This window comes from Flavobacterium lipolyticum (assembly GCF_020905335.1).
Taxonomy (GTDB): domain Bacteria; phylum Bacteroidota; class Bacteroidia; order Flavobacteriales; family Flavobacteriaceae; genus Flavobacterium; species Flavobacterium lipolyticum.
Genome location: NZ_JAJJMN010000001.1, coordinates 1,674,963 through 1,699,726, shown reverse-complemented (window position 1 = coordinate 1,699,726; position 24,764 = coordinate 1,674,963). Strand labels below are relative to the sequence as shown.

The window sequence follows — 24,764 nt, the reverse complement described above, 5'->3', positions numbered from 1 at the left end:
AAAGTTCAGTGAATTTAGAAGGGATTTTTTGGAGGCATATATTTTCAAAGTTAAAAAAAAATGAACGAATAAAAAATTCAGGTGTATCGCGTTGCGGGATGCGGTTGCGGTATTAAATAAAAAAAACCGCTAATAGTTAGCGGTTCGGAGTGTTTTTTAGAATGTAGCAGCTGCTTCTAAAATTAAGGCTGTCACTTCTTTGGGGTGTGATGCGAGAGAGGCATGTCCTGCATCGAGACGAATGATTTTTTTGGGGTTTATTCGCTCCGCCATTTCTTTTTCTGTTTCCGGTGGAATCATATTGTCGAAGTTGGAAATTTGATACCAGCTTGGTTTGTTTTTCCATGCCGGTTCACCTGCGATGTCTCCAAAACATTGTCCGTGTATCGGTTTTTGGGCCAGTGATAAGACCAGTGTTTCTTTATGGTCTAAATCCTGAGCAAATGCGTCATGAAACTCGTCATATTTAATCCATAGAAAACCTTTTGGGTCAGGATAAATACTGGCTCCGCCCGATCCTGGTCTACGACCTAAAAGAGCTCCCAGGCTATCTCCTGCATCAGGAGCAAATGCTGCAATGTAAACTAAGCCTACCACTTTATCATGATGTCCGGCACCCGAAATTACTGCTCCTCCATAAGAATGTCCTACCAGAAGCACTTTTCCTTCCTGAGCATCAATTAGATCCTGAGTTTTATTGATGTCATCTTGTAAAGAAGTCAAAGGGTTTTGAACGCTTCGCACTTTATACCCTTCTTTTACTAGTCCCGGAATTACATGTTGCCAATGTGAACCATCTCCCCAAGCACCGTGAACCAAAATAATGGTTAAATCTTTTGTTGCCATAATTACTGTTGTTTAATTGATTAAAATAAAATCTTTAATTTAAAATTCAATATGTGATGTAGCAAAATGGGGCGAGTTGTCCTCCGAAGTAAAAATCTATGCATAAATATATGAAATTAAATAATTCGTTAATGTTAAGATATAGAGAACTTTAATTTGTAACTGTTTTAACTTCAGGGGATAATGTTCTTGCCAGGAAACCGGGAAGCTATTACAGTCCATTTTTTTAAGACCTTTTTTCTTTACATCTCTGTGAACTCCGGAAGCTAATAGTTGAAACGGGAAATTTAAATAAAGAATAAGCTGTATTTTTGTTTTATAAAATAGAGTACAATGAGTATAAAAATTCTTCATATTGATAGCAATCATCCGGTTTTATGGCAACAATTGGAAGATGCAGGTTTTGAAAACCATGCAGATTTTAAATCTTCAAAAGAAGAAATTGAAGCGAAAATTGCAAACTACAACGGAATTGTGATCCGAAGCCGTTTTAAAATTGACAAGACCTTTTTAGATCAGGCAAGTAACTTAAAATTTATTGCTCGTGTAGGGGCTGGCCTGGAAAGTATTGACTGCGAGTATGCCGAAACAAAAGGAATTCATTTAATTGCCGCGCCGGAAGGAAATCGTAATGCAGTTGCAGAACATTCGCTGGGAGTGATTTTGTCCTTGTTTAATAATCTCAATCAGGCAGATGCCGAAGTGAAATCAGGACATTGGAATCGGGAAAGTAACCGCGGTCATGAATTGGATGGTAAAACAGTGGGGATCATTGGTTACGGAAATATGGGAAAAGCATTTGCGAAAAAACTTCGCGGCTTTGAAACGGAAGTGTTGTGTTACGATATTCTGGATAATGTAGGAGATCAAAATGCGAGACAGGTGTCATTAGCTGAGCTACAGCAAAAAAGCGATGTGCTGAGTCTTCATCTCCCGTGGACTCCTGAGACGGATAAAATGGTGGATCAAAGTTTTATAAATGCTTTTTCAAAACCCTTTTGGATTATAAATACCTCACGCGGTAAAAACATTGTCACAGCAGATTTAGTAGAGGCGATGAAAACTAAAAAGATTCTAGGCGCGGGTCTGGATGTTTTGGAGTATGAGAAATTATCTTTCGAAACCTTATTTCAGGAAGAAAGTACGCCGGAAGCCTTGCGATATTTAATGGAGTCTAAAAATGTTTTACTGACGCCTCATATTGCCGGCTGGACATTCGAAAGTCATAAACGACTGGCTCAGGTGATAGCCGATAAGATAAAAGTGGTCTTTAATAGATAGTCTTGTAGGGTGAGATTGAAATTCAGCTTCCTTTTTACAATTAAATAACGAGTTTTTTCTGTAGAGTTTTTGGGTTATAATTAGTTTTTAAGATTATTTTTTAATAATATTGTTTCTAAATAAGGAGTAACCGAAAATCCCAAGAGTAGGACATAACCAATTAATTTTAACTAGTAAAAAATGGAAAACGATTTTAAAGAAACGTCAAATAATTTTAATGACCAAATTCCGGTATTCAAAGTAGATCCAATAATGGTGTTGCTTTTTAGTTTTTTAACTTGCGGATTGTACTTGATTTATTGGAATATTAAAGTATCTGAGGTTTTTAATGCCGTAGCAGGAAAAGAGGTTGTCTCTCAGCCAGTTGCAATCTTTGCAGGATGCTGTATGCCGGTAAATATTTATTTTTATTATTTAGCTGGTAAAGAAGCGTTGCCAAAAGTGTATCAAAGAACTGGAGAGCTTCAAAAAGACCAGTCAACTTTATTAATTGTTTTAGGGTTCTTTTTTCCTATGGCAGCAGCAATGATTGTACAAGGTGATATCAACAGATTATACAAATAATAGTAGAATAAAACGTAAAATTTACGGAATTATCGGTGCAGCAATTACACTGATAATTCCGTTTTTTTTAATGCTCGACAACCATAACGACCATCTGGAGACAGATCAGTCGTTTTGTCCTTTTAAAATGGTAACCGGTTTCCCTTGTCCGGGTTGCGGGATTACTAAATCATTAGTTTATTTTTATGAAGGCGATATCTACAAGTCGCTTAGTTACCATATTCTGGGGCCGTTTGTAATTGTATTTTGCTGGCTTACCATCATTATACTGACCACCGAAATTATTACTAAAAAAGAATATTTTACAGGACTTCTGTACAATAGAAAATTAGCCTACAATATGGCTTGTTTTTTAGCCTTTTATCATTTGATACGCTTGGTTCTTTTTATCAGAGAAAGCTCTTTTGATGATATTTTACATCAGTCCATTTGGTTTTAAGTCTAAGAATATCATCCGCTTAAAGTTGAATTTAGAATAACTAAAAAAACACTATAAAAATGGAAAACAGTAAAACAGAACATTGGAATAATCCTCCGGTTCATCGGGAGGAGAATAAAAAAGTAGTTGCAGGAATCCTGGCAATTTTATTAGGTGCGCTGGGTATTCATAAGTTTTATTTAGGATACAATAAAGAAGGGGTTATTCAACTTATTCTCGGATTTATTTTCGGAATAGGTGGTATAATAGGTGTGATCGAAGGAATAATTTATCTCACCAGATCAGACGAAGAATTTTATCAAACCTATCAGGTTGGTCAAAAAGGCTGGTTTTAAGTCGTTTTAAAGCATAAAAAAATCCCATTTTACGATGGGATTTTTTGTTTGTATGATGATGCAATTAATCTTCTTTCTCCGATAATTTGCGTTCTAATTCTATTTGAAATTCTTCAATAACTGGTTTCATCGTGCTTTCAGGAATATCTGCTATTCTGATATACATTAAACCGTCTACGGCATTATTGAACAAAGGATCGACGTTAAAAGCGACTACGCGGGCATTTTGCTTGATGTACTTCTTGATTAAAACAGGTAAACGTAAATTTCCTGGTTCCAGTTCATCGATAATCTTGTCAAACTTGTTCAAGTCAGACTCGGCTTCGTCAAAGATAAAATCTTTATCAGCGTCTTTAAGTTTTACTTTATAAGCTTTCTTCGGGTGAATATACTGTGCGATATACGGATCATAATAGTTAGACTTCATAAACTCAATCATTAACGATTTAGAGAAGTCAGAAAACTGATTGCTGATACTTACACCACCAAGCAAATATTTATGTTCCGGATAACGTAAGGTGGTGTGAATAATTCCTTTCCACAACAAGAACAAAGGCATTGGTTTTTGCTGGTATTCTTTGATGATAAAAGCACGCCCCATTTCAATTGATTTGTGCATCATATCATGCAATTCCGGTTCGAACCTGAAAAGATCAGTCAGATAAAAACCTTCAATACCATGTTTTGGATAGATTTCAGAACCTAATCCCATGCGATAAGCACCAGCTATTTTTTTGGTGTCATCATCCCACAAAAACATATGGTGATAATACTGGTCGTATTCGTCTAAGTCAATAGATTCGTTAGTTCCTTCGCCCACTTCACGGAAAGTAATTTCACGTAAACGACCAATTTCGTGTAAGATATTCGGAATTGATTTTGCACGCGCAAAAAATACTTCGTAGTTTTTACTCTGCAGCAGCCTGCAGTCACTGTTTCTTAACGCACAAACCTCGTCAATCATTTTTGACTCATTTGCCGGAGTTGCAATTTTTTTAGGTGCTTTCGGAATCTTTAGGCTTGCGGTGTCTAATAATTTGCTGTCTTTCTCAAAAGGATTGGCCAGCATATAGGTTTTCTTTCTTAAAAATTCTGAATATTCTTCAAATGATTCGATTTCATTTTGTTCGTTCACCGAGATTGGTTTTCCGATACGAACTTTAATCACACGGTCTTTTTGCGTAAGCAGCTCCGAAGGTAATTTTGCTGTACGTAAAGTATCGTCAATCTTAGAAAGCCAATAAAACAACTTACTGTTTTTGGCATGGAAGTAAATAGGGATTACCGGAACTTTGGCTTTTCGGATTAACTTCAAAGCGCCTTCTTCCCATGGTTTATCCACGACTAATTTTCCATCCTTGTAAGTCGAAACTTCCCCTGCAGGGAAAATTCCCAACGGTTTTCCGTCACTTAAATGGCGTAAAGTTTCTTTAATACCCACCACACTTGATTTGGCATCCTTATGATTTTCAAAAGGATTGACAGGCATGATGTATTTTTTTAACGGAACAATTCTATGTAGTAAAAAGTTGGCAATGATTTTAAAATTAGGTTCTCTTTCAAGCATTAATTTTAAAAGTAAAATACCATCAATTCCCCCAAGAGGGTGATTTGAAATGGTAATATAAGCACCATCTTTCGGTAAACGTTTTAAATCTTCTTCGGGAATTTCAAATTTGATTTCCATCTCATCCAAAATCCCGTTTAGAAATGCAACATCCTCTAAATGTTTATTATGATCGTAAATTTTATTAAGAGTAGATATTTTAAGGACTTTCATAAGAAGCCAGCCCGAAAAAGTACCCAAAACTCCGTACTTATCAACATTTATCGCTTTTGCAACTTCTTTCGCGGTAACTAAACCCATGTACTATTTTTAATTTATTAAGAGCAGCGAACAAAGATAACAAAAAACTCTACTTTTCGCTGTTTCAAATGCAAACTTTCCACTTTTTTATTACATTTGAAATCCTAAAAAAAACACTGATGAAAATTATTTCTTATAATGTAAATGGAATACGTGCTGCAATAACCAAAGGTTTTATTGAATGGCTACAACAAGCTAATCCAGATGTGATTTGTCTTCAGGAAATAAAAGCTACTGAAGAACAGATTCCGGTTGAGGAGATTACCGCAGCAGGTTATCCCTATCAATATTATTATCCGGCAACAAAAAAAGGATATAGTGGTGTTGCTATCTTATCTAAAACAAAACCCAATAATGTGGTGTACGGAACCGGAATTCAGCATATGGATTTTGAAGGGCGTAACCTTCGTGCCGATTTTGACGATTGCTCTGTAATGAGTTTGTACCTGCCTTCAGGAACTAATATTGAAAGACTGGATCATAAATTTATGTTTATGGACGATTTTCAAACTTATATTAACGAATTAAAATTGACGATTCCGAATCTGATTATTTGTGGGGATTACAACATTTGCCATGAAGCGATTGATATTCACGATCCGGTTCGAAATAAAACGGTTTCAGGATTTTTACCAGCAGAACGTGCCTGGCTTGACGGATTTATGAAATCAGGTTTTATCGACAGTTTCCGTCATTTTAATAAAGAACCGCATCATTATTCCTGGTGGAGTTACCGTGCAGGAGCCCGAGGAAACAACAAAGGCTGGCGTATCGATTACAATCTGGTGAGTAATGTTATGGAGCATAGGTTAAAAAGAGCCGTAATTCTTCCGGATGCCGTTCATTCAGACCATTGTCCTGTTTTAGTCGAAATCGAGTAAAAGTGGTATTGTTATTGTTGAATGAATTGCAGTTTAAATTTAAACATTGACGCTGTCATTGGTATTGAGTTTTGACATTATACGATTATTAATACCCTCCAAATAAAACAAAAAATGATTAAAAAGGCCTCTGTCGGATTATTGGTTGTAGCAATGACTATGACCTCATGCGTATCCAAGAAAATTTACAACGATCTTGAAACCAAATATTCAGATCTGAAAAAAGAAAACCGTGCAATTGCTGATGAAAACGAGAGTTTACAGAAATCAAAAAATCAGTTAGAACTGGATCGTGACGCTTTAACAAAAGATTTAAATGCAACTAAAGCGGATCTTGAAAAACAAAAAGCAGATCTGGCTGCTCAACAGAAAAAATACAAAGTACTTCAGGACTCTTACAATGCGTTAGAGAAAAACAGCAACGATGCTTTAGAAAGTAATATGGCTAAAAACCGTGAACTTTTGGCACAACTGGAAGCGAAATCTAAAAAATTGGCTGATGAACAGGCTCGTTTAGATAAAACAGCAAATCGTCTGAACGAACTCGAAGCGATGATTGCCGCAAAAGAAGAGGCAATGCGTAAATTGAAAGAGACGCTGTCTAAAGCATTAAACGGTTTTGAAGGAAAAGGGCTGACGGTAGAACAGAAAAACGGAAAAGTATATGTTTCGATGGAAAACAAACTGCTTTTTAATTCAGGAAGCTGGGCCGTTGGTACCGAAGGTAGAAAAGCTGTAGTGGAACTTGGAAAAGTTTTGGGCGATAATCCGGATCTTTCGGTTCTAATTGAAGGGCATACCGATGATGATCCGTACGCAGGTTCAGGACCGATTGCCAACAACTGGGATTTGTCTACCAAAAGAGCCACCGCCATTGTAAATATTTTAAGCGAAAATACTAAAATCAATAAGCAAAAATTAACGGCAGCGGGTCGTAGCGAATTTTCTCCGCTGGCAAGCAATGCTACTCCGGAAGGAAAAGCAAAAAACCGCCGTATCGAGATCATTTTAACACCAAGATTAGACGAGATTGCGGAAATGCTTAATAGTATAAATTAAGGTGCTAAGGTTTTAAGGAGTTAAGCTTCTAAGGTTTTTAGGAAAAGGTTCAAAGTTTTGCTTTGGACCTTTTTTTAGTTAGAAGGGTAAGAACTTATAATCCCCCAATTTAATATTTCAGAAGTTTTGGAAAAAATCTTGTAATTTTTTTAACTTTTGTCAAATTTCTATTTGAGAAATAGCATCGTATCTTTGAATTATTAGAATTTTAAAGAAAAACTTAGAACCTTAGCTCCTTAGGGACTTAGCAACTTAAAAAATATGAAATACACCACTTTACCCCATACCGACATAAAAGTTAGTAAAATCAATCTCGGAACGATGACTTTCGGGCAACAGAATACAGAAGCCGAAGGGCATCAGCAAATGGATTACGCATTGGAGAGAGGCGTTAATTTTTTTGATACAGCCGAAATGTATTCCGTTCCAGCACGTGAAGAAACTTACGGAAGTACAGAGAAAATTATAGGAACCTGGTTCAAGAAATCGGGAAATCGTGACAAAGTGGTATTGGCTACTAAAATAGCTGGCCCGAATCCTGCGTTCACATACATGCGTGAAAAAGGTGATTTCTCACCAGCGAGCATCAAATATGCTTTAGAGAACAGTTTAAGACGTCTGCAAACCGATTATATCGATTTGTATCAGCTGCATTGGCCAGAGCGAAAAACCAATTGTTTTGGACAGCGCGCTTTTAACGGTCACGATGATGTTTGGGAAGATAACTTCAGAGAAGTACTAGAAACATTTGATGGCTTAATTAAAGAAGGTAAAATAAAACATATTGGAGTTTCGAATGAAAACGCCTGGGGAATGATGCGCTTTTTAGAAGAAAGCAAATACCAGAACCTTCCAAGGATTAAAACAGTTCAGAATCCGTACAGTTTGCTGAATCGTCTTTTTGAAGTAGGTTCTGCCGAAGTTTCAAAGTATGAAAATGTGGGCTTGTTGGCTTATTCTCCTTTGGCTTTTGGAGTTTTGACGGGTAAATTTTTAACCGGAGAAGCGCATCCAAATGCCAGAATCAATCTTTTTCCGCAATATACACGTTACAACAGTGCACAAAGTACACAGGCCACAAAGTTATATCAGGAAATCGCGATTAAACATGGTTTAACCTTAACTGAATTAGCAATGGGATTTGTGTTGCAGCAACCATTTTTAACAAGTGCTATTATTGGTGCCACGACTATGGAGCAGCTAAAGGAAAATATCGATACCATTGATGTAGTGCTGTCAGAAGAAATTATAGCCGAAATTAATGCTGTCCAGGCCATAATTCCTGATCCGGCTCCTTAAAAATAGTATTTAACCGCAAGGTTCGCAAGGTTTTAATTAAGATGGATAATAGAAAAAGCACACAAAGATTTTAACTTATAATAAAAAATCTTTGTGTGCTTTGCGTAAATCTTAGCGAACCTTGCGGTTAAACTTCGCTTATGCAGTAATTACAAATCAAACTCATCGGCAATAGCCAAAGAATCATTCTTCACCGCTGTAGAATCCGGAGCTTTAATTCTGATCAAGGAACGCGCATTTCCCGAAATGTAAACGGGTAATTGTCCAAGAGTATCTTCAGGAACCAACAAACCTCTTCGGAACATTAAATTCTTCAGGAATTTTTGATTTTTCAATGCATAATCCCTTAAATTACCTTGATCATTAAACTGATACATGAATTTTCTGGGTTTTGGAATAATTGTCGCTAAGTACAGGCATTCATCAACATTTAAATTAGCGGGGCTTTTCTGGAAGTAAAAATGACTTGCTTCTCCAATCCCGTACACATTAGGTCCCCATTCGATGATGTTGAAATAAACTTCCAGCATTCTTTCTTTGCTTACAACGCGATTGTTCTCTAAAATATATACCAGTAAAATTTCTTCGAGTTTGCGCGAAAGCGTTTTTTCTCTGGTGAGGAAAACGTTTTTAATCAACTGCATGCTGATGGTGCTCGCGCCGCGTGAGAATTTTTTCGTTCTGATGTTTTTTAGGATAGATTGTTTAAAAGCCTCATTGATAAAACCACGATGCGAAAAGAAGGACGGATCTTCAGTCGTCAGAACACATTTTCGCAAATAAGGTGAAATCTGATCTAAAGGCGTGTAGTTTGGATTTGCATTCCCTACTAAAATTGGTCGCTGTAGTACATTTTGAATAATAGCTCGGTAAACAAATTCGCCATTTAATTTGTTAAGATCAGCTTCGCCGTATTTCGTGATTTTCAAACCTTCTTTATTGAGTTTACTGTCAAAAACCAAAGCATTCGGTTTGTTTTTATTGAATTTAAAATCGAGCTTATAATCAAAATTTCCGGCAGCTTCCATTCCTTCAAAATGGGTAAACAAACCTTCGGGCAGAGAAACAATAAAATCTTGTGCCTGCATTTTCGGAATGTTTACTTTTAAAGTATAAACGGTATCTTTCTCCGTGTTATAAGAAACATAAGGATGCAGTTTGATTTTATTCAACTGCATGCTTGAAGTGCTGTCAATCGAAATAAAACTATCTCCAAGTAAGAAACGATAATCAAAACGGGCATTTTTGATTATGACATCTTTGCTTGCAATTTTTGGATGATTGATTTTTAAATTAGTGATTGAAGTATAACCATCAAGGTGTAATTCACTGCCGTCTTTTTCAATATTCTGAACATTCAGGCGAATCGAATCAAAGCTCGCTTTTAAGTTGTAGCGTTCGTCTAAGTACGGAACACGAATGGCTCCGGTATCCAGATTAAAAAAACGAATATCGGCTTTTTTATTTCTCGGATCGGCAAAGCCTTTGATGTTCCAGCGCTGATCAAAATTTTTGCTTTGAACATGAAGATTGGTTTCAAGCTGCTTGTTATTTAGAACCAGTTTGTTGATGGCTACAGACGTTTTTTTGCCATTGTCATCGATTCTGAAAGTCAAATTCTCGAGCTTCATATCGGTCGGAACCAGATTTAATAGTTTCGAAATGATGCGATAAGCAAAGGTGGCATATTTGCGCTTTTCATTTTTATCCGAATCTGATTTATCTTTTTTTAAGAATGCATCAAAATTGCGAATATTTCCTTTTTTGACCAACTGAATGTAACCGTTGTTGATTTTTAAAGTTCCAATTTGTACATCACCAATCAATAAATTAGCAAGACTGATACTGGTTTCTATTTTTTGAATATGGCAAAGCGTGTCGGCATTTTTAGGAACCAAAATCACGTTGGTTAATTTTATGCCGGACAAACCGTCAAATGAAGCCGATTTTACGGAAAATGTACTGTTGTATTCCGTGTTCATTTTGTGGGTTACTTTGGCGATAGCTTGTTTTAGAAGTGAATCGCGAAAAAAGTAAAACCCTAAAAAAAACACTACCAATACTAATGCAAGTATGAAGAGTACTTTGTATATTTTTTGTTTTGAGAATTTCATAAAGTTAATTTCATAAAAAGTGCACTTATTCGCAAAATGAACAGTTTTTCAGCCGCTAATTTCTCGAATCAGAGTAACACGAACAAATTTGAACTTGTACTAAATTTAAATAAAAGTTCGTGTTTAATTGGTGTAATTCGTGGCGAAAAAACGAATTATCCAAATAAAATCCCTGCTACATCTTCAATTTTAGCCACAAGCTCAATTTTGATTCCAGTATCCTTTAAAGCAATTTTATTGTATTTGGATACAAAGATAGTGGTGAATCCAAGTTTTTCAGCTTCCTGAATACGTTGGTCAACACGATTTACCGGGCGAATTTCACCCGAAAGTCCAACCTCTCCGGCAAAGCAGAAACCTTTGGTTACCGGAATATCTTCGTTGGAAGATAAAATTGCAGCAACAACAGCTAAATCAATCGCAGGATCGTCAACAGAAATTCCACCTGTAACGTTCAAAAAGACATCTTTGGCCCCTAAACGAAATCCGGCTCTTTTTTCGAGAACCGCCAGAATCATGTTTAGCCTTTTAGCATTATAGCCCGTTGTGCTTCTTTGCGGAGTTCCGTAAACTGCGGTACTGACTAAGGATTGTATTTCGATCATCAAAGGACGCATGCCTTCAAGTGTGGTCGCAATTGCTGTTCCTGATAATTCTTCGTCTTTATGGGAGATCAGAATTTCAGAAGGGTTAGATACTTCGCGTAAACCACTGCCCAGCATTTCGTAAATTCCAAGTTCGGCAGTAGAACCAAAACGGTTTTTTAACGAACGTAAAATTCGGTACACATGATTGCGATCACCTTCAAACTGTAAGACTGTATCGACCATGTGTTCGAGGATCTTAGGGCCTGCAATATTTCCGTCTTTTGTGATATGTCCGATCAGGATAACCGGAATATTAGTTTCTTTGGCAAATTTGATGAGTTCGGCAGTGGTTTCTCGGATTTGAGAAATACTTCCTGCAGTAGATTCAATATAATCGGTATGTAAAGTCTGAATCGAATCGATAATTACAATTTCAGGCTGTATGGCTTCAATTTGTTTGAAGATATTCTGTGTTTTGGTTTCCGTCAAAATGTAGCAATTGTCACTGTTAGGAGTGATTCTCTCTGCGCGCATTTTGATTTGCTTCTGACTTTCCTCGCCGGAAACGTATAAGGTTTTGTAAGGTAGTTTAAGTGAAATCTGAAGCAAAAGTGTACTTTTTCCAATACCCGGTTCACCTCCTAAAAGCGTTAAGGATCCGGGAACAATTCCGCCTCCCAAAACACGGTTTAATTCACCATCAGTAGTATTCATTCGAATTTCCTGTGCCGAATCAATTTCGTTAATTTTTAAAGGACGCGGCGCTTTACCGTTTGAAGTAGGTTCGCTTTTCCAGGCTACCTTTTCCTGCTTCTGGATAATTTCTTCGGCAATAGTATTCCATTCTTTGCAGGCATTGCATTGCCCTTGCCATTTGGCATATTGAGTTCCGCAGTTCTGGCAAAAAAAGGAAGTTTTAACTTTTGACATTATTTGGTGGTTTTTGCTAATGCATTCATCTGGTCCATTTTCTCGTACATCAAATCTTTATTCAAATCACCAATGGGCTCCATTTGAGAAGCATTTTGGTATTTTTTAGAAGCTCTTTTAGGATCTCCCATTTTTTCGTACATCAATCCCAATTCATATTCTCCCAACATGGCTTTTGGATAATTTACATTTCCAATTTCAGCCATCTTGCCTAATTCATCATAAGCATTCTTTTTTAGAATAAGATTTTCAATTACTTTAAAATCACTCATTCTTACCGGAATCTGAACTCCCAGAACTTTAGACATCGTATTGTATTTGTTTTCTAAATAATCAGCATATCCGGTTTCCAGAACGGCAATTTTATTATTGTATTCGGAAGAATTGATAGGCTTGTAAACATCGAAAATTTGATATAAGGCACTAGGTATTGCATGTAAAACCTGAGTATAGTGGGTGGTGCCTTTAAATAAATCGTATTTGTAACTTACTAATGGATTATTAGCGATTTTAATATTGCTGTCTAATTTTTCGATTGGTTCTTTGAGTTTTTTATTGTCACCATCGGCTGCAGAAAGATAATAGAATACAGGTTCTGTGACTTTGGCAAGTTTCTCAGGTATTCTAATTTCCATTTTATTCGCCAGTTCCGGACTAAAAGCAATATAGGCATTAAAAAGAGGCTGCTCTTTGTAAAGGTAAAAATTGATGAAGCTGGCGGTTACGTCATGACCGGCGATAATCCTGAAAGGCGATGTGCGGTATTTTTTCTCAATATAAGGAACCAATTCGGCACCCACAAATTCAAAAAAGTTGGCTCCTTTTTCAAATGGCAGCCCGGTATTTTGATCAATAGTAGTATCGTCTTCGCGTTCGTCGTTTTTGTTTTGATGGACACCAATAATGATCATCTCAGGTAAGTCTCCCCAATAGGTACCATAACTTACGGCACCGGAAAAAGGATCGAATAAATAATCACCATCCAGTAGGTATAAAACGGGATATTTTTTATCGGGATTGGCTTCGTAAGATTCCGGAAGTCCAATGGTTATTCTTCGTTCTTCTCCGAGCTTTTCGGATTTAATGTTGTCAAATTTTTTCTGCGAGAAGACAGAAATTGAAATAAAAGTAATAAGTAGGTAAACTTTTTTCATGAGTTGTGAATTTTGATCTATTAAAAGTTTGGGACATTTTAATGGTTAACAAATATATGCATTTAAGATATTCTATCTTTTAAAAAAATGAAGACTTTCTTCATGGGGAATTGTAAGTATTTTATGGTGATTTGTTTTTTAAAGTTAGAACTAATTGTGTAGCAATTTCAATAAACAAAGCATAATGAGAGGAAAAATTACGTTGTATTATCCTTGGATAGGCTTGTACAAAAGGGTAAAAACAGGTAAACTTTTTTAAGGACGAGATAAAGGAAAACTTCATGAAGTTTTTATAAAAAAAACACTTGTCACGTCAATTGACCACATATAACTAATTATATACCACTTATTAATTAACGCACCTTGTATAAGTAAAATCGGGTTAAATTTATGTAAAATGAAATGAAATTTACCAAATGATAAGGAACTTAATTTTTCTATTGATTTTGCTCTTTAATAGTGTGTTAAGTGTTTTCACTGAGTAGATTATGCCATATTTCATTTTTTGTTTACTAGTGCTGACTTAAATGGTTTTTTGAGTTATGTACTTACAATAACATAATTCTGTTTTTTGTGGGTCGATTTTTAATCAGGTACAAAAATACAACGTCAAGAACTAGGAGATTCAAATAATTACAGGTTTAAAATTAACAGCAACTAAGAGACTAACTCAATAAATATATTTGACAGACCTACAAATTATATTAAAAATCAACGGATTCAATTTTACTCAACGAGTTATTATTAATGACAAAAATCAAGTATTTATGAAAACAACTAAATTTCAAAATCAATTAAAAAGGAAAGATTATTTTTTTAATTTATTTACCTTTTTATTTCTTACAGGTTCCGGTTTTGCTCAAACTTTTATTCCATTACCTTATTCTAGTGATACATATCCGTATTATTATGCCGCATCGATATTTGATTTACTGGTAGATAAAGACAACAATGGCCCTAGTAGTGGTCTAAAAGGTGTAGAAGGTTTTAGATGGTGGCATGATAATGATCAATCTACCGAGTATATGGGAATGTCATTAACCTGGAGCGCTTATAATAAGGCCAATTTATGGGTAAAAGGAGATATTTACTCTCAGGGAAACTTAACGGTTGCCAGTACTAACCCAAATGGTCAACATGACAATTTTAAGGTGCTGGTGGATGATTACAAAACACAACTTATTAGTTATGGAGACGAAAATGGTTTGAATATTTCATCAGATTTAGGAAACAAGGTATACATTGGTGATAGTAACGATACTGTTCTTTTTCCCGGCGAAAATATTGGAATAGGCATTGATTCTCCTCAATTCAAAGTTCATGCAAATGGTACAATAGCTAGTGATTATAATGGCATTCAGGTTAAATTAGCTAACAATAAGACTAAGACTGACGGATGGATTGGTACCGGTTCAAATCATGGTCTATTTATTGGAACAAATGGAACAGGTTCAAACATGTATTTGGACACTAGTGACAATGTATATATTGGTGGTGTACAGCCAAGCGAAATTAATACTTCAAAGAGAAGTTCTTATGATTTATTTGTTCATAAGGGCATATTGACTGAAGATTACGGAATTGGTCCTAAAGCAACATGGGCAGATTATGTTTTTAACGATACTTACAAATTAAAAACACTAAAAGAAATCGATGAATTTATTTCAGTAAATAAACATTTGCCTAACATACCTTCTCAAAAGTCAATATCTGAAAATGGCTATAATTTGCATGAGATGAATGTAAGGCTTTTGGAGAAAATAGAAGAACTTATGCTTTATACAATAAACCAACAAAAGGAATTGGATAAGATTAAAGAGGACTATCAGGGATTGAAAAATTCTATCCGAAATCTAGAGATCAAGCGTCATTAAAAAACCTGAAACAATGAAGAGTATAAATCTTTACTTCAAAAAAATCAACCAGAAAGGCTTGTTTTTTTTGAGTCAATTATTGTTTTTTCTATCTATTACTACGGTATTAGGACAGGAAAAAGTAGCTTTAAACACTACAGCCGAAATAAGTTTACTAAATATTTTTAGTCCGGATGCGGATTTATCGGGAGGAATAATTGGAGAGGTATTGGGTAACGGTAACATTCAAATAGAAGTTTGGACGTATGATGAAAGCAGGCCTTTTAAAAAAGGTACTTTAATTTATAAACTGTCTACTACTGCTACCACAAATAATTTTGCAGGGACTTCATTTACGCAAACAAAGAATTCAATGACTTCCAGTGATGCCGCCTGGCTGTCCAATTACCCTGATACCTGGGAGACTGCCGATATCAAAAGGGCTTTATGGGCAATTGATAAATCTCGTTATGATAAATCTCAAAAAACATCCATTTATAATTTTTTATCGACTAATATTAAAGTAAATATTTTTGTATTTACCACAAATGCAACCTTCTCCAGGATCAAAGTACCGGGAATAGGTGTTATTGGTTCGGCAGGAGGAAATCTACAATTTGATTCAAATCACTTTTGCTATAATTTAGATAATTCCGGTGATCCTATTTGTACTATTTGGAGCAAAATTAAATCTCCAAATTTAGAGCACGGATCTAATTTAGTATTTGCTGCACACAGAGGGTATTGGGGATACGACTTAGGTAATGGCCCTCCTGAAAATACTCCTGAAGCAATAAAAGCCGCCTTGAAGTACACAAAAGTTATAGAATCGGATATTACACGGACGAAAGATAATTTAATAGTTGTAAGTCACGACTATTACTTGCCCCGTCTTACAAACTATTCCGGACCAGATACAGATTATATTTATGATAAAACCCTGAATGAATTGAAAACATTAAAGTTAAGAAAACGCAATGGGACCGTAAGTGACAATAATTTTATAACTTTTTCTGATCTGTTAGATGAAATGATTGCAAACAAAACAATATTAACCATTGATATTAAATCTGCCAAATCCCGAAATCAGATGTATACCAAGGAGTGCATAGCAAGGTGCGATTACGATCCGCTACTGAATCCAACAAACGCAGACAGAATGCAAAAAGAGGATTATATGTTAATATTGAGAAAATGTATTGAAGTAGCGAACACTAAAAATGCCTTAAAATATGTAGCATTCAAAGTAACCTATACCTATGAAGATATTGTAAATGGTATGCCAGCCGATTTCGACAAAAATTTGCTTTCCAAAATCCTATATTTTCCTGTTTTACAACCTGGTGGCGATATTCAGTCTAAAGCTCAATTTATTGATACTTGGTATAGTACTGCCGGCAATAAAATTATGGCTTTTGAAACCAACTTTAAAAGTGAGAGCGAAAGTACTATTAACTCTTTTAGTAGAGGAGGTAAATTATATGGAAACTTATTTGAATATACGTATAAAATAACTGGATTAAGACCAGGAATTTATTCTGAAGAGGCTATGGGACCTAAAGGGAACGTAGACAGATGGGCACAATGGAATATTAAGGATATGCGTATTGACGTTAGAGGAGATCATTATTTTTTAAATAGTATTCCTTACTTTAATATATCCGTTCTCACAACTGACAGACCTGATATCTGGTCCCAAGTACAATCCAATTTTTGATTACATGTAAATTTATACCGTTATGAAAAATATTTCTTTTTGTACTTTTTCGATAGGACAACTAAAACTTTTACCACTGCTATTGCTGCTAAATTTTAATGTGTCATTTTCTCAAGCAGGGCCTTATTCCTACTTTGCACCTTATGGGAATAATGTATTTACAAGCAAATCAGAAGCAGATCATAATTCGCAGATTCTTATAGCGAATCAAATGGATAATTTATCACAAAGTAAAGATGGTCTGGTGATTATATGTGATTTTGAAGCTCCAAAGAATGGAGATCAATTATTAAGTTTTGAAAGCAGTAAAGGGCGATTTTTAGAAGTCTTCTATCAAAATCAAACCGTGATGCTTAGAAGATATCATGAAAATGGTACATATTACGATTATCTTTTATTTGATCCGTTATTTACTTTAAAAGACCAGACTCCTGTTGATGCAGTCTGGACAGTTCGATACTTTTTTACAGCCCGCTTTATGTGGATTGAAGTGCAAATAAAGCAAACTACAATTCCAATTAACACTCAGTATTTGTCAGCAACTTACTTTGGTTTGGATTACAAGTTCAATGATGCTAATTCTCCAATGAATGAATTTTTAAAGAGGACTTCTACCGCTAAAATTCGCATAGGTTCTAATGCTAATAGTACAAAATTTAAAATACCGGGGATAGTTAAGATACATGAATTTAATTATTCAGAACTTAAAGATCATGTACAAACTCATTTTTCATATCCAAAAGAAGAAAATAAGACACAGAAAAAAAGAGAAGTTGCATCCACTCCTGAAGATAAGAATAATGAATTAGAAAAAGCAAAAACAGAGGGTCTAGAAACAAACAGTGATTTTGAATTTAAAGTTTATCCAAACCCATCAAAAGACTATTTTAATATCGATATCAATTCAAATAGTAATCGTGAAATTCAAATTCAAATTTTTAATCTGCAAGGTAAGGAATTGTATTCTGAAGCCAAAAATCTAAATTTAGGCTATAACAAAATTACAATAAACCATAGCAATATTAGATCGGATAGCGATGTAATGTTTTTAAAAATAACGACAAAGGATAATACTTATTCTTATAAACTACTCCACAACTAATCAGTAAAAATACTTTCATATTCCTTAACCGCTTGTTTTACTATAATAGAAATTTAAGGCAGCAACTTTTAAAGAATTAGGTGTTTTAAAATTAATTATTTAACAGCTAATATTAGAAAAAAACCGTTTCATCAAGTAAATCTGTGGTAGTAATAAAACAAGTTACAAATGAGATATGTAAAAGGATGTGATTTGAATTAACAATAAATAAAAGGATATTTTAAAAACAAAAAATATGGAGAAAAAAAGTAACAGTATTTTAAAAAGTTCAAAAAATCGAAAAATAACCATGTTTTCCGGTTCTATGTTTTTAACTGTCTAGCCAAGAAGTTCTGAAACAGGGTATAAAGATAAAAATTGTCTCTTCTTAAGGAATTAGTTATCCAAAAAAATAAATAAAAACCAATTTTATGAATGAAAAAATAAAGGTCACTTTGTTGACCATGATATTGTATTTCCTAAATCTAACGGGATATGCACAAGTTATGACTCTGAATTACAGTGATGTAAGTGTTGGGAAAGCAATAGAAACCCTGAAGGAAAAAAGTGGATACTCTTTTGTTTTTGAATCGGGAGACTTTGATACAAGAAAGATAATTTCGATCAATGCAACAAATCAATCTATTGATGAGATTGTAAAACAAATTATTGTAGGACAGGAGGTTCAGTATGAGATTAAGGATAAAATTATTAGAATAAGAAAGCAAAATAGATTTATCCCTACAGCTACAAAAATTGAAAAAATTACAGGAATAATTACAGATAATAAAGGGCTTTTTATTGCCGGAGCAACAATTGAAAATAGGGAAACCAATAAAGCTACTATTTCTGATTCCGAAGGTAAATTTGATATAGAAGCTTCATTAGGAGATAAACTGGAGATTTCCTATATAAGTTATATTACTACATCAATTACAGTATCTGATAAAAGTATGGTTAGTATTATACTGCAGGAAGATTCTAAAGTTCTTGATGAAGTAATAGTTATTGGCTATGGGAAACAGTCAAAAACGAAGGTAATGGGGTCTTCTGTTCAGATTAAAGCAGAAGAACTTAATAAGGTTGCCGGAGCCAATTTTGTACAACAATTGAGTGGAAAAATGGCAGGAGTTCAAGTTAATGAAACATCAGGACAACCGGGATCCTCTTCAAAGATAATTATTCGCGGTACAGGTACATTAACCGCAGGCTCTAATCCTCTTATTGTTGTAGATGGTGTTCCTCTTTCTGAGGGAGCAACATTAAACGCCATAAATTCCTATGATATCGAATCTATAAATGTTTTAAAGGATGCCGCTTCTGCTGCTATTTATGGATCAAGAGGGGCTAATGGAGTCATTCTGGTTTCTACAAAAAAAGGAAAAAAAGGAGCTCCAATAATATCATTTGATTATTATACCGGTATCCAAAGACAGGCTTCCGGAGTAGAAATAGTAAATGCAAATCAAGCGGCTCAATTTTTCAATGAAGCCAGAGATTGGGGGTATGTGTCTAAAAAACCTGACAGTCGAAGTGAAAATGACGATGAAGCTACAAGAATAGCAAAAGGCGCAGGTAAGCGTGAGCTTAGACTTAATTACCTGAAAAACCCCGGATTAGAAGGGTTAGCAAATACCAGTTGGATGGATGAAGTTTTTAGAGATGCGCCGATAACGAATTATTCACTTGGCGTTTCGGGAGGAAATGAAAAATCAAATTATTACATTTCCGGAAATTATTTCGAACAACCAGGAATTGTTATCGAAACAGATTATAAACGTTATACCTCTTCAATTCGGTTTAATACGGAATTATCAGATAAATTTAAATTTGGTATTAGCTTGAATCCTTCTTATTCGGTTCAGAATAAGTACAATCAAGATGATGGATTTAATACTAATCCTGTTCTCTCGCTTCTTATTTCCTATCCATTTTTTAGTCCTTATAATAAAGATGGTTCTTTAGCTATTGGCAATCAACTTGCTGCAAATGCTCCTCAAGATGGGGCTTTGGCAGAAAATCCGGTTGCGGTCATGAAACTAAATTCAAATGTAGAGAGGTATTTCAGGCTGTTTGGAAATGCTTTTGTTACCTATGATATTAGTGATGGGCTGCAATTTAAAACATTGTTTGGTGGAGACTATAGAAATATTTTAAACCAATTCTACAGTCCGTCTTCAGTAGGTTATTATAGAATGCCCGCTCCCAAGGCAGCTGTAGCTTCTGAGACGAATTCAACTGCAAAAAATATTATTACCGAGAATACATTAAACTATACTAAAAATTTTGGAAAGCATCAAATTGAGCTATTGGCAGGATATACGTATCAAAGAGAAGAAGGAAATTCATCAGATATTGTAGGTACAGGAATACCGGATGATAATCTTCCAAATATTGCGGGAGCCAGCGCCTTTAAGGTGACCAGTTCAAAAGATACATGGGTATTGATCTCCTACCTTGGCCGTGCTCAGTATTTTTATAAAGAAAAGTATCAACTCACAGGGACTTTGAGGCGTGATGGTTCCTCTCGTTTTGGTTCTAATTCAAAATGGGGACTTTTCCCTTCTGTAGCCGGAGGCTGGATAGTAAGTAAAGAAGCCTTTTTTCCTGAAACGACGATTTTTACTTTTGCTAAAATACGTGCCAGTTGGGGTAAAACGGGAAATAATCAAATTGGTTCTTATGGATCTATTCCGTTAGTAAATCCTCAAAATTATGTATATGGAAATGAATTAAATCCCGGATTTGCAACCACCAGTTCCCCTAATCCGAATTTATCATGGGAAACCAGAACGTCAACCAATTTAGGATTGGATTTAACTATCTATAGAAAATTTAATTTCACAGCTGATTTTTATTCGTCGATTACAAGTGATTTGCTTCTAAATGTGCCCGTACCGCAACAATCTGGATTTACAACTTCTACTCAAAATACGGGAGAATTAAAAAATTCGGGTTTTGAAATTTCATTTGAAGGAAACGGGATCAATCTGGGGCAAGTAAAATGGAATTTCGGAGGAAATATTTCAACCAATAAAAGTGAAGTGTTAAAACTGGGAAATAACCAGAATGAAATAATAACAGGTTATCAAGGATCTTACAGGACAAAGGTCGGAGGTCCAATTGCAGAACTTTATGGATATAATATTTTGGGAATTTATAAAACAAATGAGCAAATTGCGACAACACCCCATATGCCTGGCACCCTAACGGGAGACTATATTATGGAAGATATTAACAAGGATGGAATTATTAATGAGAAAGATAAAAAAGGCTTTGGAAGTTATGCTCCTAAGATTGCCTATGGTTTTAATTCTTCTTTTACTTATAAAGATTTTGAATTAAGCTTCTCTATAAACGGAATTCAGGGCAGAAAAAAATTCGCTAAAGAATTGGCCGTGTTTATGGAAGCAGGTGAAGGGTTTTCTATACCCAATACCTATTATTTTGAGAATAGATATCATCCTATTAATAATCCGGACGGTTTTTTGGGGCAACCCAATACGGGAAATTTCTCGTCAAACAGACAAGCTGCCAGAGGATCAAGCATTACTTTTACTAATGCGGACTATATAAGACTTCGAGATATACAAATAGCTTACAATCTGCCTAAGACAGCCATAAAAAAGATTGGTTTAACAAGGGCAAGAATTTACCTTTCGGGTAATAATCTGATAAATATTACGAAATACAGAGGTTTCAATTCTGAAGCAGAAACGGCTAATATTCTTGAAATGGGGTTTAATGATAATCGCATCTATCCTAATACAAAATCTGTAATTTTTGGAACTAACTTAACTTTTTAAAGATGGCTATTATGAAAAGAATAAAAATAATTGGTTTTTTCTGTCTGATGGCGCAGTTTTCCTGCACAGATGATTTGTATCAAGATCCAATCACGTCAAAAGTGGCTACTAAATTTTATAGTACAGAAATCGAAATTGAAGAAGCCGTTAATGGTGTTTATGATGGATTACAATTAAATGGGCTTTATGGACTAAATATGGTGGCATTGGGTGAGATTCCTTCAGACGCGACTTATGATGAAGTTCCATTAAATGATGACGGCACATTTGGCAAGTTGGATAATTTTAGTGTCACAAGTATTGTAGGTTCGATAAGCGAAACCTGGAGAGATTCTTATAAAACAATTCAACGCGCTAATGTGGTATTAAACAGAATTGAGAAGATCCCCTTTAAGGTTGCTGTTGTCAGAGATAATCGGATAGGAGAAATGAAATTTATTCGTGCGCTTTTGTATTTTAACTTGGTAAGATTATATGGAGATGTGCCATTAGTCACTCAGGAAACGATAGATCCTAATAGTTATTTAGGACAGGGAAGAGCTTCGACCAAGGTTGTATATGATCAAATTATAAAAGACCTTACAGAAGCCGAAACCCTTTTACCTGTAAAGGCTGATAAACCGGGCAAGGTAATTAAAACAGCTGCACAAGCTTTATTAGGAAAGGTCTATTTGACCTTGAACGATTTGCAAAATGCTAAAATATGGCTGCTAAAAGTTAAAGATTCTAATATTCATGATTTAGTGTCTATTGCAGACGTTTTTGATATTAACAAGGAAACAAATAAAGAAATATTATTTTCAGTTCAATTTGCTTCCGGCATAAATGGGAATAGTGAAGGAAGCAGTATGCAGCAAATATTTAGTCCTTCAGGAACAATATCGGGAGCAAAGGGACATAACCTTCCGACCAAAAATCTGTATAGTATGTATACAGCCGCAGATAATCGTAAAGGCAAGTATGTTGCTATAACAGCATCGGGAGTTCCTTTTTCTTTAAAACTTACTAAAAGCAGTACAGTTCCTGCGGATGGAGGAAGTAATGTAGTTGTGATTCGTTATGCAGATATTATCTTAATGTTGGCAGAAATAGAAAATGAACAAGGTAATATTACTTTGGCAAAGACTTACTTAAATTTAATAAGAACACGGGCAGGGCTTGCAAATATTTCTTCTGTAAATCAGGTAGATCTGAGAAGTGCTATTGACTTGGAACGAAAACTTGAATTGGTTGGAGAAGGAGATAGATGGTTTGACTTACTTCGCAAAGGAACGGCAATAACGGTAATGAATCAGTGGTTTAAAAGTGAAGGAATATTGATTACAATCGATAGTCATAATCTCTTAATGCCAATTCCTCTAACAGAAATAAATACAGATCCGGCTATCAAACAAAACCCAGGTTATTAGGCTTTAGTAAAAATCAGAAAAGAAGCATGAAAATTGTAATAAGCACCAAAACCATGCTTTTTTTCTGATCGTGAAATTTGTTTAAATCCAAACATAAAAAAGTAAAATGAAAAAAATACTCGTAACGATGGTATTGCTAATACTGTTTTTTGAAACTATTCAAGCTCAGACTCATGCAGATAAGCTCATTAGTGTTTTGCAAGATTCCAAGAGTAAATATGTTTTTGTAGCTGCGCATCGTGGAGACTGGAGAAATGCTCCTGAAAATTCTATAAGAGCGCTAAAAAAATGTATTGAGATGGGAGTTGACATCATGGAAACAGATGTCAGGCTTACAAAAGACAGTGTTTTAGTGTTAATGCACGATACTAGCATTGATCGTACCACGACTGGAAAAGGGAAATTATCGGATTATACTTATGATGAATTGCAGAAATTTTATCTTACTGGTGGTTTAAGCAGAAAGACTTATGAAAGAATTCCAACTTTTGAAGAATTTATGCTTACCGCAAAAGGAAAGATACTAATAAATGTTGATAAGAGTTGGAAATATATGGACAAGGTTGTTGAAGTATTAAAGAAAACAGGAACACTTCGTCAGGCATTAATCAAAGGCGAAGATTCTTATGCTGAGGTTTATACTAAGTATGCTTCGCTAATAAATGATGTTTTATATATTCCCATTATCAGAGAAGAACAGACGAACCTAAATACGTTTGTTGATGACTACCTCAATAAGACTCATCCTATTGCCTTTGAGGTACTGTATTCTTTTGAAAAATCACCTATGTTTGAACAAATAAAAAAGATAAAACAAAGAGGAACAGGGATTTGGGTGAATACCTTATGGGGCGAAATGTGTGCCGGTCATGAAGATGAACGTGCTATAGACTCGCCCGATACAAATTGGGGTTGGGTTATAGAGAATGGAGCTACAATGATACAAACTGACAGGCCAACAGAATTATTAGAATATTTAAAAAGAAAAAGACTGCATACATTAAATTAGCGAAATTCTTGGCAAAACAGGCACATTCAGAGCTAAGTTAATTTTCGAGTAAAACAGTAAAAATGACCGATATTGAAAATCAAAACCGGTCATTTCTGTTTTTTATGGTTTTTTGAAGAATCTTTTTAGGCTACAAAAACAGATTCTTTTAAATTTTGAGAGAAAACCTTACGTTAACGAATTATCATTTTCATTTGGGAAAATGATCCATGGTTTGAACGTTTTAGCTTCTTCAAACTCCAGGGTAGCATAAGAGATGATAATGATAATGTCGTCTTTTTGAACCTTTCTCGCGGCAGGTCCGTTCAGGGTTATTTCTCCTGAATTTTTCTCTCCCTTGATTGCGTAAGTTTCAAAACGTTCGCCATTATTGATGTTTACAATTGCTACTTTTTCGCCTTCAATAATGTTTGAGGCTTCTAGTAAAGTTTCATCAATAGTAATGCTGCCAATATAATTTAAATCAGCGCCGGTCACTTTTACTCGATGAATTTTAGATTTTATAACTTGAATTTGCATGGTGCAAAGGTAAA

At 35.0% G+C, this 24,764-nt stretch carries 19 protein-coding genes; 13 read left to right on the top strand and 6 right to left on the bottom strand.

Features of this window, described 5'->3' with window-relative positions; all coding sequences use genetic code 11:
- Nucleotides 1-156 precede the first annotated feature (156 nt).
- Entirely contained in the window at nucleotides 157-846 is a 690-nt protein-coding gene (locus LNQ34_RS07535; RefSeq protein ID WP_017495908.1) for an alpha/beta hydrolase, read from the bottom strand.
- Between the two features lie 333 nt (nucleotides 847-1,179).
- Here LNQ34_RS07535 and LNQ34_RS07530 point away from each other — a divergent pair, with 333 nt between their 5' ends.
- From LNQ34_RS07530 to LNQ34_RS07515, 4 genes are all read left to right on the top strand, one after another.
- The gene (locus LNQ34_RS07530; RefSeq protein ID WP_229999106.1) at nucleotides 1,180-2,127 is read left to right on the top strand and encodes a 2-hydroxyacid dehydrogenase; all 948 of its coding nucleotides are present in this window, start codon (nucleotides 1,180-1,182) and stop codon (nucleotides 2,125-2,127) included.
- Between the two features lie 180 nt (nucleotides 2,128-2,307).
- Nucleotides 2,308-2,691, top strand: coding sequence for a DUF4234 domain-containing protein (locus tag LNQ34_RS07525; protein ID WP_229999105.1), 384 nt, complete (start codon nucleotides 2,308-2,310; stop codon nucleotides 2,689-2,691).
- Complete coding sequence (locus tag LNQ34_RS07520) at nucleotides 2,666-3,130, top strand: DUF2752 domain-containing protein (RefSeq protein WP_229999104.1); 465 nt, start codon at nucleotides 2,666-2,668, stop codon at nucleotides 3,128-3,130. The genes LNQ34_RS07525 and LNQ34_RS07520 overlap by 26 nt, the downstream gene beginning before the upstream one ends.
- Before the next feature lie 59 nt (nucleotides 3,131-3,189).
- The gene (locus LNQ34_RS07515) at nucleotides 3,190-3,465 is read left to right on the top strand and encodes a TM2 domain-containing protein (RefSeq protein WP_017495912.1); all 276 of its coding nucleotides are present in this window, start codon (nucleotides 3,190-3,192) and stop codon (nucleotides 3,463-3,465) included.
- A gap of 64 nt (nucleotides 3,466-3,529) precedes the next feature.
- Here LNQ34_RS07515 and LNQ34_RS07510 read toward each other — a convergent pair whose 3' ends face one another.
- Nucleotides 3,530-5,332 (bottom strand): GNAT family N-acyltransferase, encoded by a 1,803-nt coding sequence (locus LNQ34_RS07510; protein ID WP_070906348.1) that lies wholly within the window; start codon nucleotides 5,330-5,332, stop codon nucleotides 3,530-3,532.
- A gap of 119 nt (nucleotides 5,333-5,451) precedes the next feature.
- Between LNQ34_RS07510 and LNQ34_RS07505 the strand changes: the two genes are divergently transcribed.
- The 3 genes from LNQ34_RS07505 to LNQ34_RS07495 all read left to right on the top strand — a co-directional run bounded on the left by LNQ34_RS07505 (nucleotide 5,452) and on the right by LNQ34_RS07495 (nucleotide 8,571).
- Nucleotides 5,452-6,213, top strand: coding sequence for an exodeoxyribonuclease III (locus tag LNQ34_RS07505; RefSeq protein WP_202702758.1), 762 nt, complete (start codon nucleotides 5,452-5,454; stop codon nucleotides 6,211-6,213).
- Nucleotides 6,214-6,327: 114 nt separating this feature from the next.
- Nucleotides 6,328-7,272, top strand: coding sequence for an OmpA family protein (locus LNQ34_RS07500; RefSeq protein ID WP_202702757.1), 945 nt, complete (start codon nucleotides 6,328-6,330; stop codon nucleotides 7,270-7,272).
- A 261-nt stretch (nucleotides 7,273-7,533) separates the two neighbouring features.
- The gene (locus LNQ34_RS07495; protein WP_229999103.1) at nucleotides 7,534-8,571 is read left to right on the top strand and encodes an NADP(H)-dependent aldo-keto reductase; all 1,038 of its coding nucleotides are present in this window, start codon (nucleotides 7,534-7,536) and stop codon (nucleotides 8,569-8,571) included.
- Nucleotides 8,572-8,720: 149 nt separating this feature from the next.
- On the opposite strand, the gene LNQ34_RS07490 is transcribed toward LNQ34_RS07495, so the two are convergent.
- The 3 genes from LNQ34_RS07490 to LNQ34_RS07480 form a co-directional block, all read right to left on the bottom strand.
- Nucleotides 8,721-10,685 carry a transglycosylase domain-containing protein gene (locus LNQ34_RS07490; protein ID WP_229999102.1) on the bottom strand — a complete coding sequence of 655 codons (1,965 nt, stop codon included), beginning with the start codon at nucleotides 10,683-10,685 and terminating at the stop codon, nucleotides 8,721-8,723.
- 155 nt (nucleotides 10,686-10,840) lie between these two features.
- On the bottom strand, nucleotides 10,841-12,202 hold the full coding sequence (gene radA / locus LNQ34_RS07485) for a DNA repair protein RadA (RefSeq protein WP_202702754.1): 1,362 nt from the start codon (nucleotides 12,200-12,202) through the stop codon (nucleotides 10,841-10,843).
- The gene (locus tag LNQ34_RS07480; protein WP_202702753.1) at nucleotides 12,202-13,356 is read right to left on the bottom strand and encodes an alpha/beta hydrolase; all 1,155 of its coding nucleotides are present in this window, start codon (nucleotides 13,354-13,356) and stop codon (nucleotides 12,202-12,204) included. Before LNQ34_RS07480 ends, radA begins: the two co-directional genes overlap by 1 nt.
- 767 nt (nucleotides 13,357-14,123) lie before the next feature.
- Between LNQ34_RS07480 and LNQ34_RS07475 the strand changes: the two genes are divergently transcribed.
- The 6 genes from LNQ34_RS07475 to LNQ34_RS07450 all read left to right on the top strand — a co-directional run bounded on the left by LNQ34_RS07475 (nucleotide 14,124) and on the right by LNQ34_RS07450 (nucleotide 24,231).
- Complete coding sequence (locus LNQ34_RS07475; protein ID WP_229999101.1) at nucleotides 14,124-15,230, top strand: hypothetical protein; 1,107 nt, start codon at nucleotides 14,124-14,126, stop codon at nucleotides 15,228-15,230.
- A 13-nt stretch (nucleotides 15,231-15,243) separates the two neighbouring features.
- Nucleotides 15,244-16,926 carry a glycerophosphodiester phosphodiesterase family protein gene (locus LNQ34_RS07470; RefSeq protein ID WP_229999100.1) on the top strand — a complete coding sequence of 561 codons (1,683 nt, stop codon included), beginning with the start codon at nucleotides 15,244-15,246 and terminating at the stop codon, nucleotides 16,924-16,926.
- 22 nt (nucleotides 16,927-16,948) lie between these two features.
- Entirely contained in the window at nucleotides 16,949-18,028 is a 1,080-nt protein-coding gene (locus tag LNQ34_RS07465) for a T9SS type A sorting domain-containing protein (protein ID WP_229999099.1), read from the top strand.
- A gap of 410 nt (nucleotides 18,029-18,438) precedes the next feature.
- Nucleotides 18,439-21,813, top strand: coding sequence for a TonB-dependent receptor (locus LNQ34_RS07460; RefSeq protein ID WP_229999098.1), 3,375 nt, complete (start codon nucleotides 18,439-18,441; stop codon nucleotides 21,811-21,813).
- Between the two features lie 11 nt (nucleotides 21,814-21,824).
- Nucleotides 21,825-23,222, top strand: a complete 1,398-nt coding sequence (locus tag LNQ34_RS07455; protein WP_229999097.1) for a RagB/SusD family nutrient uptake outer membrane protein — start codon at nucleotides 21,825-21,827, stop codon at nucleotides 23,220-23,222.
- Between the two features lie 106 nt (nucleotides 23,223-23,328).
- Nucleotides 23,329-24,231, top strand: a complete 903-nt coding sequence (locus LNQ34_RS07450; protein WP_229999096.1) for a glycerophosphodiester phosphodiesterase family protein — start codon at nucleotides 23,329-23,331, stop codon at nucleotides 24,229-24,231.
- Between the two features lie 168 nt (nucleotides 24,232-24,399).
- Here the strand turns inward: LNQ34_RS07450 and panD are convergent, their stop codons facing one another.
- Nucleotides 24,400-24,750: an aspartate 1-decarboxylase gene (panD, locus tag LNQ34_RS07445; RefSeq protein ID WP_017495920.1), complete on the bottom strand. Its 351-nt coding sequence runs from the start codon at nucleotides 24,748-24,750 to the stop codon at nucleotides 24,400-24,402.
- Nucleotides 24,751-24,764 lie beyond the last annotated feature (14 nt).